The 13,822-nt window shown below is 40.8% G+C and carries 7 protein-coding genes; all 7 read right to left on the reverse strand.

Features of this window, described 5'->3' with window-relative positions:
* Positions 1–999, reverse strand: a complete 999-nt coding sequence (locus ACUNWD_RS17030) for a DUF4961 domain-containing protein (protein WP_445589051.1) — start codon at positions 997–999, stop codon at positions 1–3.
* 19 nt (positions 1,000–1,018) lie between these two features.
* Positions 1,019–1,471: a DUF5004 domain-containing protein gene (locus tag ACUNWD_RS17035; RefSeq protein WP_445589052.1), complete on the reverse strand. Its 453-nt coding sequence runs from the start codon at positions 1,469–1,471 to the stop codon at positions 1,019–1,021.
* A 47-nt stretch (positions 1,472–1,518) separates the two neighbouring features.
* Positions 1,519–3,270, reverse strand: a complete 1,752-nt coding sequence (locus ACUNWD_RS17040; RefSeq protein ID WP_445589053.1) for a RagB/SusD family nutrient uptake outer membrane protein — start codon at positions 3,268–3,270, stop codon at positions 1,519–1,521.
* 163 nt (positions 3,271–3,433) lie between these two features.
* Positions 3,434–6,430: a discoidin domain-containing protein gene (locus ACUNWD_RS17045; RefSeq protein WP_445589054.1), complete on the reverse strand. Its 2,997-nt coding sequence runs from the start codon at positions 6,428–6,430 to the stop codon at positions 3,434–3,436.
* A gap of 139 nt (positions 6,431–6,569) precedes the next feature.
* Positions 6,570–8,876, reverse strand: coding sequence for a GH92 family glycosyl hydrolase (locus ACUNWD_RS17050; RefSeq protein ID WP_445589055.1), 2,307 nt, complete (start codon positions 8,874–8,876; stop codon positions 6,570–6,572).
* A 5-nt stretch (positions 8,877–8,881) separates the two neighbouring features.
* Positions 8,882–11,263, reverse strand: a complete 2,382-nt coding sequence (locus ACUNWD_RS17055; RefSeq protein WP_445589056.1) for a GH92 family glycosyl hydrolase — start codon at positions 11,261–11,263, stop codon at positions 8,882–8,884.
* 1 nt (position 11,264) lies between these two features.
* On the reverse strand, positions 11,265–13,820 hold the full coding sequence (locus tag ACUNWD_RS17060) for a glycoside hydrolase family 38 C-terminal domain-containing protein (RefSeq protein WP_445589057.1): 2,556 nt from the start codon (positions 13,818–13,820) through the stop codon (positions 11,265–11,267).
* Positions 13,821–13,822: the final 2 nt, after the last annotated feature.

Here is a 13,822-nt window from a genome sequence, read left to right on the forward strand (position 1 = left end):
TTACTTACAACTAAATGTATAGACAAAAGGAACTTCTGACATATCTTCCAAAACTTCCTGGAGTTCAACCGATCCATCGCCATTCAAAAAGGAATATTGAATTTTTGTGACCGTTTCTCCTTCAGGAATTCCAAAATATCCTGCAGGCCAGAAAGTAAGACTAAAGGTGTGCCCAAATGCATTCTCTCTCAACATCCTGGATTGATCATCCATATTGCAGACATAATAGCTATTTCCATTATCAGTAAATGCAGTTGCACATAGATATACTTCTTCAGAATCGTCCAGTTTATTTTGTGCAATATCACCCTGGTATTTAATGGTAATAATATCATCCTTGGTTGCCTGAAGAGGCTGTGCTTTATTAAAGTGTAACTGACAGAAGTCAACAGGATCGCCTTCCCCGTTAATAACGTCAAAACAATCCGTATAAAGAACTTTCCAGTGGTCAGTTCCATTGATACCATCTTCCGTGTGGTTTACAAAGAAACCTAACTTAACCCGCATGTTTTCAGGTCCGGTGACCGTTTGAATAGAAATATCAGCCGATAGTTTTTCCTGGTTTTGCACACTATAAACTGCATCCGACCAGTAAGCGATCCATTCCATATCTTCCAGTACATTCGGACCAAATTCAAATTTGCTCCTGAGTGCGTTTGACCATGACAATCCACCTCCATTTTTTGGAAGGTTTCCTTCCGGTATCAAAGACATCGTTTTAGTGCCTTCATCAATATTACTGGTGTAAGTAACCACGGTATTCTCAGCAGCATTCCAGCTTTTTGGAACCAGGTAGCCAATTACCAACCGAACATCATTCTTATTTTCACCAGGCTCAACCCGGACATGCATCGTGAAAGTCGCCTCTTCACCAGCATTTACAGTAGGTTCATAATCCACCGAATCCAGGTACACGCAGTGAACCATCAAAATAGTCATAACAACTAGTGCGATATTCCTGGCTGACAGAATCTTAAATCTTTTATTATTTCTTTTCATATAAATCACTTTAATTCAGTTAATTTGAAGCATTTTCCAATACGTAGGTGTAGGAATTATTTCTACAGCCGGGACTAAAGGTGAGCCCTATCTGGCGGTGACCATCAACAATCGGATAGTTCAACACGGTAACCAGGGGTTCTGCTTCATTCTCAACGTTAAATGAGATATGGAAGGGGAATTGTGGATCATCCAGCGTATAAGTTCCCTGTCCATCAACCAAAAATGGAATGTAGTTTTCAATCGTGTAACTGCTGTTTTCCTGGAAGTTTATTCTGAATTGGCTAAAATCCATCAATGCAGTAATGTCCACTTCATTTCTGTAAGCTTTCACGATCTTCCAGCTGCCGACAACACTTTTCGGACTTTCAGTATATACCTTGGTTTCTTCTTCAAACATCTCACATGCACCAACCAGTACCAGTAAGACCAGAAAAGCAGTATACACTTTTAATCTTGACAATATTTTCATAATTATATTTTTTTTCTTTGAATTAATCATCGTCAAACAGAATTCGATTAATAATATGGGTTCTGCACTAGTTCAGGGGATTTGGCAACCTCTTTATATGGGATTGGCCAAAAGTAAGTGGCTTTACGGAATACATGCTTTCTTACATTGAAGCGATTGTATTCAACATTATCACCATCGCGGATAACCTCCATTCCGGTCATCATCTGAGTTTCTGTTTGCTCTGCAATCATCCAGCGGCGTACATCCCAGAAACGGAAACCTTCAAAGGCCAGTTCAATCCTGCGCTCATGACGGATCACTTCTCTCATTTCATCCTGCGAAAGCCCCGATGGAAGTGTGAAAGGATCCATACCTGCACGCTCACGAATAGCTTCCAATGCACTGTATACTTCAGCTGTTGGCCCTTCATATTCGTTTTTAGCTTCAGCGTAATTCAGTAAAACTTCTGCATAACGAAGCAATGGACGAGACTGTGGCACTCCAATCCAGAAATTGGCAGCACAAGCTCTATGAAGCATTTTCTTGATGTAGTATCCAGTTGGTGTTCCTGTATGTACCGCATCCTGACCGGATGGAGTTCCATTATAATTTCCAAGGAAGATGTTTACAGGTACATTTTCAATATCACCATTTCTCAGTACAGACTGGTCATAGGTAACTGTATTGTAAAAACGAGGGTCACGGTTTGCATACGGATTAGCTGGATCGTAACCGGATTCAGGATCGGTAATTGGTTTCCCGTTTTTCATGTCAAAAGCATCAACGAGTTCCTGGTAAATCCAGCCACCGCCGCCACCATTTCTGGAGGGAGGTTGAAATAATCTTTCACGACCTTGTCCGTGTGGAGCTTTTTTCTCAAGAATATTACCACTAAAAGTTCCTTGGGTTGTCCAGTCACTGGCAAGGAATATACGATAGAATCCACGTCCAGGCTCTTCATCATTGTCTACATATAATGAATAAACTCCCAGGCCAATTACTTCTTCAGCAGCCTCCAGCGCAAGTCTCCAACGATCCAGGCTATACTCAGGGTAACCCAGCAACGTTTTATGGGTCTCAGGAGCATAATCACTTCCATTGAAAAGTGGACTTGCACCAAACAACAGCACCCGGGCCTTTAAAGACTTACAAGCTCCGGCGCCAACACGACCACGCTCTCTTCCCGATGGTTGAACAGGTAAATCTTTAGCAGCAGCATCGCATTCAGAAACAATGTAATCAACACATTCTGCATAGGTGTTTCTAACCGAGTTGATATCATCTCCATACGTGTAAATAGTATCACCAATAAGTGGTACACCGCCATAATGCCTCAGTAACACCGAGTAGTACCAGGCTCTTAAAAAGCGCGCTTCTGCAGCATAGGTCCTCTTTTTTCCTTCAGTAAGTGGAGTATCTGGTAAATGTTTCAAAAACTGGTTTACCTTGCGGATATTTTCATAAGGTTTGTTCCACGAGTCATCACTAATGATTACCGGGTTAACAGTCCCTGTAATAAACTGAATATCTGTAGTGATTTTCGCCAACTGACGGGGCTCTGCCTCATCACAAGCTGTTTGAGGCCCACCACTTGGTGTGTAAGAGAACGGTCCGTCATTGAAACGATCAAATTCACTTGCAAAACCAATACCTGTATAAATATCAGTCAAAAAGGCAGTGGTGTAAGTACTGTCTGAGAAAACGGTCATTGCATCGAGATCGGTTGTCTCGGTTTCATCCAGAAAGTCTTTCGACTCACAAGAAGCTAATAACCACATTCCCGAAATCAGTAAAATCGGATAAATGATTTTTTTCATAAGCATTAAATTTGTTTTGGTTAAAAAATATAGAACACTAATAACATTATTGCGAACAATCGTTTTTCGTTTTAAAAACTTCCGGCGAATTGTCTTCAATTCTGATTTTTCATTTGTTTCATTCATAGAAATGAGTCCGTTATACTCCATTATTTTCATCATTTTAATTTGGATTATATTGTTGAACTATCACTTTTGAATCTTTCTCATTTGCCAATTTTTCATCCACCTCAATATGAATTGTTCTTGTTTCACCTGGCATTAAAGAGAAATAATTGGCATCCATAAAGGCTGGTAAGATTTGCTCCCCTGTCTTCTCATCTACCAGCATCACTCTTAGCGCGAAGGCAACATTTGGTGCACTTTCAGGGCTTGAAACTTCTGCCGTAATCAATCGCTTATTAGCGACAATCTCGGTTTCAGTTTTTACTTGTAGCTTAACTTTCTGAAGAGTATTTAAAGCCTTATAATTCAGGTACTCATTTCCTCTCCAATAAAAATTATCAGAGAGCAGATTGCCCTCTTTATCACGCAATTGAAGACGAATAAAGTGAACTGGAGATAGTGGATTGATTTTAGTTACAGAACGGTCCACATTCAGCACTTTCATTTCCCACAAGGAGTAACCCCATTGTGTAGCTCGCTTCACTCCCAACATTCGCACATACCGCGTTGAGACCGGATCAATTTCTATCTTTTCACGACCTCCTTTTGATTCTGAGTTTATGTAAACATCTTTCCAATTTTGGGCATCATCTGACACCTGAAGTTTATAGGAACTGGCGTACGCATTTTCCCAATACAATTGAATTTCATTGATTGGTAGAATTTTCCCTAAATCCACATAAATCCATTGGTCATCAGAATAATTACTTCCCCATCTGGAACCGACACCACCGTCAGTAGCCTGCGATGCGTCACCAGCTTCGTCTGCAGTTGAGGAAGCAAAAGTTGATTTTTGAAAAGCCAGGTTTTCTTCATCATCAAACTGAATAGTGAAACCGGTTTGAGCAGCATTTGAAGGTACATCGATTGTTGCACTTTTGCTGAACGAAGGAACTTCCTTACCATCCAGATTATAAACTTTTGCGGTAGCAGTTACCTCTTTCAATTCATCTGAGGAAGTGTTGGTCACCCGCACTTTATTGTTCGCACAATTCCAAAGAATATGAACAGGTTCGCACGCACTTTTCGCTCCCCAATAGGCGCCATTTAAATCGTAGTAATAGTCGTAAGTTTGCCAAACAAATGACGGGTAGGCACTTTGACTCATCCAAATCATAATTCCCGAAGCATCGTCCCAAATATGATCGACCCAGCCTTCATACATGGCCTTGTTAGTCTCAATGTTCAACAACTGAGACTTTCTACAGAAATCTTCAATACCAGACGCTTTTCCATAACTTTTTTCAATCGTTTCGAAATATGCATCAGGTCCTGCATTTGCGGCTAGATCTCCAAAGAAATGCTTATTCCACATATCATTTCTAGGCCACCAATCTTTCTCTGGAATAAATTTTTTGAAGCTCTCGAAGTTGGTAATAACAGCCGTACCGATCTCTGTGCGAAGCCCCCATCCTTTCTCGCCTCCAAAGCCGAGTGGCGGACTCGCGAAATATCCCTGGGGTTCCAGATTTACCCATATACCACTTCCTGTTAAAGCATCTGAATGTGAGTTCGCATGGTAACGACGATCTCCTCCATCAAAAACATTCACGTCTTCTTGCAACCATTCATTCAATGGCGGACGAGGGTAACCTTCGTTGTCGCCACACCAAACCGAAATACAAGCGTAATTTCTTAAACGTTTTATTTTTTCGATGGCATTTTTATTAAATGCCTGCACATCATCTGGAAGGTTTGGATGAGAATTCAACCAAAAGTCATCCCAAACCATGATTCCATATTTGTCGCATGCTTTGTAAAATTCTTCATCAGTGGTGGAACCGATCCAGTTTCGAATGATGTTGTAATTCATTTCCTGATGAAGCCTAACTTTCGTATCGTATTCTGCTCCACGACAACGCAGCATGTATTCAGACATTCCCCAATTACCCCCCTTCAGGAAGATACGTTTTCCATTTATTGAGATGTGTAAGACGTTATCATTTTTATCGTATGAATACTTTCTGATCCCAAAAGTTATGGTCTTTTCGTCGGAAACTTTATCATCGACCTCAAGTTGAAGCTTACAGGTATATAGTTTAGGATCTCCATACCCATTTGGCCACCACAAATTTGGCTCTTTAATTAACAAAGCTGCGATTTCTTTCTTCGTGAGTGTAATATGATCGAAATCATTCACGTAATCACGATCTCTACCGCCAAGTTTAAGCTCCTTTGAAAAGCTAATGTTTCCAGGCATAATTTTTCCAACGAGCCTGGCACCGCTTCGCTTTCTTGTGTAATTCGCAACATCAAGGCTAATCTGAAGATCTGCTTCGTTGTCGCGAATCTCCATTGTGCGAATCCACGGATCAATCATTTCAAAACCATTCGTGGTGGTCAGAAAAACATCATCGGTTATTCCACTCAATAATCCCGGAACATAAGGCATCCAGTCCCAACTGGCACTGGAAATGTAAGTAGGACTTTCGAAGTTGGGAATTGGCGGCGTTGGGCATTCAACCAATACTGCCAGCACGTTTTTACCCGATCGATTTAGAATTTTGGTAATATCATATTTTCCGCGCTCATAAAACCCGTTTAATCTTCCGACACATGTTCCATTTACATATACAGTACCTCGACGATTAATCCCCTCGAAGTTTAACCAAACAATATCTTTGTCTATGCTTTCGGGAACAGTAAATTCTGTACGATACCAGAAATTTTTATCGTATTTCTCTTTATCAACCTGGTAAATATTATCTCCAAAATTCGGATCCTTTTCAAGTCCTTGCTCAACATATGAACCAAAAACAGTTCCAGGAACAGTTGCCTTCACCCACTTTTTATCATCAAAATCAGGAGTCATTATTTGCCCGGAATTGTTCAATAGATCTGCTGGCAAAACTTTCCATACCAACATTGAATTATCCGAGTTCAAACTGTATGTTTCAACTGACTGACTTCTTCCCGCTTTGGTATTAAACACCGCTAGAAGAAGGAATAGAAAGACCATTCGAATATGCTTATATTTCATTAATTCATTCATCATCTTCACTCAATATTTGGCACAAAACATCCCCATTAGCATAATTTATCAATTTGCTAAAACTCTAAATATCAATCATTAATGTATTGGGGGATTATTTTAAACCATTGGCAAATCCTTGTTCAGATTAATTAGTTTATTATTAGTTGTTAGTGACTGTTTTTGACACAGAAAATGGTATATCTTCTTCTGAAATTCCACGTTCAAGATTTGGTTGATTGCTCATTTTAAAGTGCAATTCACCACCATTGATAATATCTTCATAGGTGATCCAATTTTTCGAATATGATTTCCCATTTAAAGTAGCTGAGTCGATGTAGACATTCTCAGCACTGTTACCATCCGCTTTTATCACGAATTTCTTTCCATTTTCGAGCGTGATAGTTGCTTTTTCAAACATTGGACTTCCAATCACGTATTGATCGGTTCCGGGACAAACACTGTAAATACCCAATGAACTCAATATATACCATGATGATAATCCACCCTGATCTTCATCTCCCGGATAACCTTTTGGAGACGCATTATACAATTGAGTCATTACTTTACGCAACTGCGCCTGAGCCTTCCATGGTTGACCAGAATAGTTGTACAAATAAGGTACGTGCTGACAAGGCTGATTTCCATGAGCATACTGTCCCATATTTGCATCAATCATCTCTGCAATTTCATGAATCACACTACCGTAACTTCCAACGTCATAGGTGTTGGTACCGTTGAAAAATGTATCCAGGCGTTCGTTAAATTTATCCTTACCCCCCATCAAATCAATCAGTCCCTGTACATCCTGAAACACGGACCATGTGTATTGAGCAGAATTACCTTCAGTAAATGGATTACCCCATCGGTATTCATTAAAGTTGTCGTAAGCCCAATCACCATTTACTTTTCTTCCTCTCATATAACCAGCATCGGCATCCCAGATATTTTTGAAATTATACATCTGACGACCGAAAACCTGCATATAAAATTTATTATCAATCATTTTTGCCAGGTTATAGGCACAAAAATCATCGTAGGCATATTCCAGTGTTTTTGCGGCGCTTTCTCCAGCTTTTTCAAGAGGTATATAACCCAGTTCGAAATATTCTTTATGTCCCTCACGGCCACTGGATCCACCCCAAACACTTTTATTGGTAATTTCGTGATAGTATTGTTGAAGTACTTTTTCCGGATCAAAATTTCTGATTCCTTTTACCCATGCATCTGTCAACAGTGAAATTGCATGGTTGCCAATCATAATTCCAGACATCCCCGGACATGACCAGGTTGGGAACCATCCACACTGCTCTTTAGCATCAACCAAAGACTGCATATATCTTCCCTGCATCCCTGGGTGAAGGATATTTGTTAGCGGGAATTGAGAACGAAATGTATCCCAGAATCCATTATCGGTGTACATATAACCTTCATGAACATTATTGTCGTATGGACTGCGATAATACGGATTGCCATCTTCATCAATTTCGTAAAATTTGTGTGAAAACAAATTCGCTCTAAACAAGCATGAATAAAAAGTTGCTTTATCATCTTCATTATCGCCTTCAACAACAATCCTACCGAGCAATTCATTCCATAATTTTGCTGCAGCATTCTTAACTTCTTCCAGTTTCGAAAAATTGCCTAACTCTCTGTCGAGAGTAAGTTGAGCCTGTTCCTGACTGATATAAGAAGAAGCAATTTTAACTTGCACCGTGGTTCCGGGTTTAAACTGTATATAAGCACCTTTACCTTTACCAGTATCAACTTTGCCATTCGGAGTTATTTCATCCTTTTGATTTTCCCATGTACCGTACGCGACAAACGGCTGATCGAAGCTTAACACAAAATAGCCTTTCATTTCTTTAGGAAATAAGAAACCACTGTTAACCCAACCGATAATTTTGTTCTCCTCGGGAATAATTTTCACTTCACTGGTGCCGATGTATCCATCCAAAACGATGAAAGCATCTTCCTTTTTGGGAAATGTAAAACGCATCATACCACCTCTTTCCACTGGTGATATTTCGGTTTTAATACCATTATCCAATTTTACAGAGTAGTAGTTAGGTTTTGCAATTTCATTTTTGTGAGAAAAACCAACAGCTCTGTCATTTTCGTTAACTACCAGCTTTTTGATTTGTGGCATTAACGTAAAAGTAGCATAGTCCCTCACCCAAGGGCTACACTGATGGGTTTGCTGAAAACCACGTATTGTTGTTGCCGAATACTGGTATTTCCATCCATCTCCGTTTCTTCCTGTTTGTGCAGAAAATGCATGCATTGGGTATGGCACAGCAACTGTAGGATAAGTATTTCCATTGCTATAATCAGGCTTTGAGTCCGTTCCCTGCAATGTATTTACATATTTCAGCAGATCCGGTTCTCCAGCCTGAAGCACTCCTATTCCAATAACGCAAATCAGCATTATCAGCATTAATCTTTTTTTCATTGTATTAATTTTATTCATGGTTTTTATTTTAGTCCCCAAACAGTGTTAGGCGTTGATCCCATTTCAAGCTCCAGAATTCCTCCTGATGCAATCTCTTTATAATCCAGATGGCACCTGTCCAAAGGTTCGCCATTTAAGCTTGCGCTCTGGATGTAGATATTTTCTGCTGAGTTATTATTCGCTTTTACTGTAAATGTTTTTCCGGATGCGTATACTTTATCCAGTTGAATAGTGACTTCGTCAAATACAGGGCTGGTAATTTCATAGCGCAAGTCACCCGGGCAAACCTGGTGTAAACCAACTGCGGCTAATACATACCAAGCCGACATCTGACCAACATCTTCGTTGCCTACCAAACCTTCAACTTTATTCTTATAAGCACGGCGACAAATTTCTCTTGTCCATTTTTGAGTCAGCCAGGGTGCACCGATGCGGTTGAATAAAAATGGTACATGATGAACCGGCTCATTCGCATGATTGTAATAATCATTCCACATCATATTCTCTGGCACTTTCTCGAAGAAATTGGTCAAATCTGCCAATACTTTGTCACGGCCGCCCATCAATTCAACCATACCTTCCACATCATGCGGAACGAACCAACCTTGCTGGTAAGGATTACATTCCACCGTACCGTGCCATTCAGTCAAACGACCATCTTTGGGCCATTCTTTCCAACTACCATCTTCATTCCTTGCACGAAACCAACCAACCTCAGGATCAAATACATTGTGATAGCTTTGAGATAACTGCATGTATTTTTTGTAGTCATTTTCTTTATAAACAGCTTTTGCGAGCTGCGCCTGGCACCACTCCGTATAACTTAGTTCCAGTGTATTGGAAATTGAAAACTCGCCAATAGCAAAGCCAGCGCTTCCGGAATCAACGGCATCACACCTAACTGTGTAACCAAGCTTTTCGTTTCCGCTGTGCTCGCAAGTAGCCAGAGATACCCGATATGCCTGGTTAATATCATACCCACTAATTCCTTTGGCATAGGCATCGGCCAATACCGATATTGCAGGATTACCAACCATACATCCACTATATGCATTCGCAAGTTCCCACCGTTCAAAATAACCTTTGCCACTTTCGTCAGCCAAAGTGATCAGTGAGTTCAACATGTCATTGACAACTGTTGGGTTAATTAAAGTTTGCAAAGGGAACTGGCTGCGAAAAACATCCCAGCCACTAAAAATGGTACGTTTGGTAAAGTGCTCCGATTCATGGACCTGCTTATCACCACCGATATATAAATTAGTAACATCTTCAAAGGTTCGTGGATCCAGCATGGTGTGATAAAGAGCTGTATAAAAGACGGCTCTTTCATCATCTGTTCCACCTTTAACAGCGATTTTTCGCAAATCAGAATTCCATGCTTCCGTTGCCTGCTCTTTAACCCGATTAAAATTCCAATCCTTGATTTCCTTTTCAAGGTTTTTCTTTGCTCCCTCCAGGTTTACAAATGAAATCCCCGTTTTCAGAAGAACTTCTTCATTTTCTGTTGTCGAAAAATTGGTGAAAAAGCCCAAATGTTTACCTTCTTTCTCTCCCAAATCATAAAATACCTCGGAATTTGCAACCAGCTCCTGGTAGGCAGGACTTGTCACATCTTCCAGCTTACGAGTCCAATCATCGGGAATATCAGCACTCCAGATACCATAGTTTTTTAATGGTTTGTCAAATTGTGCATAGAAATAAACCGTGTAATCTGATTTTCCAAGGCCATTTCCCCAGCCACCACCTTCAGGTGGACATTGCATCCACCCGGCAATTGTGTGCTCATCAACAACTTTTACTTGCTGTAAAGTAGAGGTACCTCCTACCCGTCGGGCTAAATCAATCTGAATGCGTGACTGTTTATTTTCAGGGAAAGTGAAACGGTACATTCCACAGTGAGTTGTTGCCGTCATCTCTGCTTTCACCTTGTAATCATCCAATACTACAGAGTAACAACCAGCAGATGCCTGTTCGCTGTCTTTGGAATAACCTGACCGGTATCCTGCTTCAGTATTATCCGCTTTTCCGGCACTGGTTCTTAGTTCACCGATTGTTGGCATTACCAAAAAGTTACCCATATCACCATTCCAGCCAATACCACTCATCTGGGTCAGGGCAAAGCCCTCAATGGTTGTATGTTCATAACTGTAACCTGATCCATTATCACCACCGGTAATAGTATTCGGACTGACCTGAACCATGCCAAAAGGAGTGGCGGCACCAGGAAACGTTTTTCCTAACCCATGATAAACCCCGGCTGCATCCGAACTGGTACTGGCTCCAACAAACGGATTTACATATGCCGCAAAATCTCCTTTCTCAACCGGGCTATTGTCCCCCGGATTTGAACATCCCACGAAAAAAATCGCAATTATTATTGTTATATATTTCAATTCTGTAATCATCTTATTTTAGTTTAACTTGAGTCAATTTGATAGTCTGAAATCCAAATTGTGGAAGTGTCATTTTTGTCACCATCTCTCCATTACTTCCTTTATCAGATTTAACTGTTGCAATCTTCTTCCCATTCAAATCAACCTGCTCCACTGATTCGGCATTACAGTTCCACTGAATTTCATGTTCCTTAGCTTCGGATGAAGTACTGTAAAACCTGACCAGCATATCGGCTCCATCCATGGTCACCGAACTCACATGAAGGTTCGCATCAGCGTATTCCAGTAATGAACGCTGCAACGGATTGCTGCCTGATTTTACAAAATCTCCAAATAATGGCTCATTCCATGCATAACTCGCTGCTTCAACCTGCGCCTGCTCCCAATCATTGGCATGAGGAAGCAGTGTATAGCGAATATGCGTTGGACCATGTATTCGATAGTTACGTCCCCACAAGGCACGACCAACATACTGAACGGTTAATCCCAACGGCAAATCTGATGTTTGTAAATAACTGGTTGTATGATCTGTAAACAGAGCCACACCATAATCTTTTGACACGTTTTCCGCATCAACCCAGTTTAATATCACATTATGCTTTATGCTATCCCAGCTTGAATACAATGTATTATCCAATTCACTTTCACAAACATCAAAAGGAGCATTCTTCAATAGCCTATCTCCCAAGTCTTTGAATGGAAATTGCAGGTGAAGCTTGTAATTATCATTATAGAATGCTTTGGCACGTTCCTCTGCTTTGTAGTCATTGGTCTGGTCATATGCACCAATTCCAGGTTGTCCGTCCCAATCGATGTGAAGTTCAAAATCGATACGTGGATTTTGCTTATTAAAAGTGATCAGCTGATAATAGCTATTTCCGGCAATCTGGTTTTCAACTTTAATTCGTGTAAATACCGAACCATCTTCAACAAAACTCACTTTCGCTGGCGATTCCGAACCTTCATGAAACCTTTCTTGCTTGTAAAAATACCCTCGGAGGTTATTCAGTTCTTTTCCCACTTCAACCAATTGTCTGTTGCCATGCTTCTTATCAACCAAACTGGTAATTGTTCCTCCCTTAGCTGGACTAATCTTCGCAATATAAAAGCCAGTCTCAACCAAAAGTGTTCCATCTTTCAGCTCTTTTGCGGCCGACTTATTCGCTTGCGATGTTTTCTCTTTTAAAGTATAAGTGCTATATCCTAATCCCGGAACTGTTGCTTCAAAATAAAGTACAGTGCTTCCATCAGTATCAATAGACTGTTGAGAAGGAACTATTTTACCATCTTGATTGAATACACTTAAATTCGTCTTCTTTATGTTTTCAGGTAAAACAATCATCACACGATCAGTGCGTGTTGTTCCCATTGTATTATATACTCGAATATTTTTGGCATCCTTGCTTTCCACTCCCCAAAAGAGCTTGGCAATTTTTTCATCAGCAATAGCATTCGATGAATTTGTCCAGCGGGTAACGTTATCTGCCCAAGTATCGCCTGGACGTCCATTATAAGGTACGATCCAACAATCATGGTGCTGAGCAAGCATCAGGGTGCGCCATGCTTCTCTAAAATCGGCAGCTGGCCACACTCTTCCGGTATACAGGTAATCAAGCGATGCCATTTTCTCAGCCATTACCAGACGATTTTCACTAACACGCACTTCTTGCGACAAACGTTGAAGCACCTGAGCTCCCCAAACCAATCCCGGTTTTATATCTTCCAAAGAAAATGCCCAGTCCATCGGTTCTACCTTATCCTGAATCATGTCAATGTATTCAGTCCAGGTAGTGTAAACAGTCGGTTTATACTGACTTCCCCATGGGCCGCCTCTCCAGCCTGCATCCTGAAAAGTCATTCCCACAGGATATTTAACTCCATCAGCAAAGCAAGCTGCAATGAACTCATTGGAGTTACTATTAGAAGCTGTTGACCAGGTATCGGTCTCTGACAATTTTTCACATGCATACCTCGGCACTGCTGGAATAGAAGTTCCATCTGGACCAATCCAATTTACAAGGTCCTTTCCAAAGCCACTGGTATATCCGCCCCAGCAAGTGTTTGGATTACGCAATACCGCATATTTATACCCAAATCCTTTTAAAATCTGAGGCAAACTGCTTGTAAAGCAAGGTTCTTCAACAGAATAAGTGGTAAAGGTGGCTTCTGGAAAATACTCCCGGATTTTCGCCATCCCGTATTTAAACTGACGGATATTGCTCTCTCCTGAAACATTATAACAATACGGTTGTGCCCAGGTTGGGTTCACAAACTCAATGCGCCCAAAACGCCCGGTCGTCGAATAATACTCCTGCAGTGCCTTGAAATTTTCAGCATCTTTCACACTTACTGTATCCCAAGTTTCCGGCTCAATCTCCAGGTTGATTTTCCAATCAGCAATTTCAGTGAGTTTGTCAACCATAAAACGGGCTTGCCACATGGGATAGTGACCATAAACGCCACCATGATAGCCATCTGCAAACCAAGTTGTTTGTGCCTGCAAGCCAGCTACAGAAAGTAACAGAGCTTGCAAGACCAACATAATGCGATATGTTTTTCTCTTTTTCAAGA

Source organism: Sunxiuqinia sp. A32 (assembly GCF_052690465.1).

Bases quoted from the DNA above. Each gene is read 5' to 3' on its own strand.
- ACUNWD_RS17030 (WP_445589051.1), bottom strand. From the start codon at position 999: ATGAAAAGAAATAATAAAAGATTTAAGATTCTGTCAGCCAGGAATATC.
- ACUNWD_RS17035 (WP_445589052.1), bottom strand. From the start codon at position 1,471: ATGAAAATATTGTCAAGATTAAAAGTGTATACTGCTTTTCTGGTCTTA.
- ACUNWD_RS17040 (WP_445589053.1), bottom strand. From the start codon at position 3,270: ATGAAAAAAATCATTTATCCGATTTTACTGATTTCGGGAATGTGGTTA.
- ACUNWD_RS17045 (WP_445589054.1), bottom strand. From the start codon at position 6,430: ATGATGAATGAATTAATGAAATATAAGCATATTCGAATGGTCTTTCTA.
- ACUNWD_RS17050 (WP_445589055.1), bottom strand. From the start codon at position 8,876: ATGAATAAAATTAATACAATGAAAAAAAGATTAATGCTGATAATGCTG.
- ACUNWD_RS17055 (WP_445589056.1), bottom strand. From the start codon at position 11,263: ATGATTACAGAATTGAAATATATAACAATAATAATTGCGATTTTTTTC.